Raw genomic sequence first — 243 nt, 5'->3', positions numbered from 1 at the left:
GGACGTCATCGACGAGACCGTCTGCGCGGCGGGCGCGGACCCATGCACTCCACAGAAAGAGGAACCACATGAACATGACACCTAGGTCTGACGGTTTCGACACGGACGTCATCATTATCGGTGCTGGGCCGATCGGGCTCACCACAGCCTGTGCCCTTGCCCATCACGGCATCGAATTTCGTGTCTTCGAGCAGAGACGGCAGCCTAAGCCATATTCGCGTGCCAACAATCTGTGGGCGCGCC

General features: G+C 60.1%; 1 protein-coding gene. It reads left to right on the top strand.

Annotated features, from left to right (window positions below; translation table 11 throughout):
* Nucleotides 1-68 precede the first annotated feature (68 nt).
* A partial coding sequence (locus tag SB658_RS26880; protein WP_410603552.1) for an FAD-dependent oxidoreductase occupies nucleotides 69-243 on the top strand: 175 nt, incomplete at its 3' end.

The sequence above is a fragment of the Bacillus sp. SIMBA_008 genome (assembly GCF_046535495.1).
GTDB lineage: Bacteria > Bacillota > Bacilli > Bacillales > Bacillaceae > Bacillus > Bacillus subtilis.
This window is presented reverse-complemented; position numbering and strand designations above follow the sequence as displayed.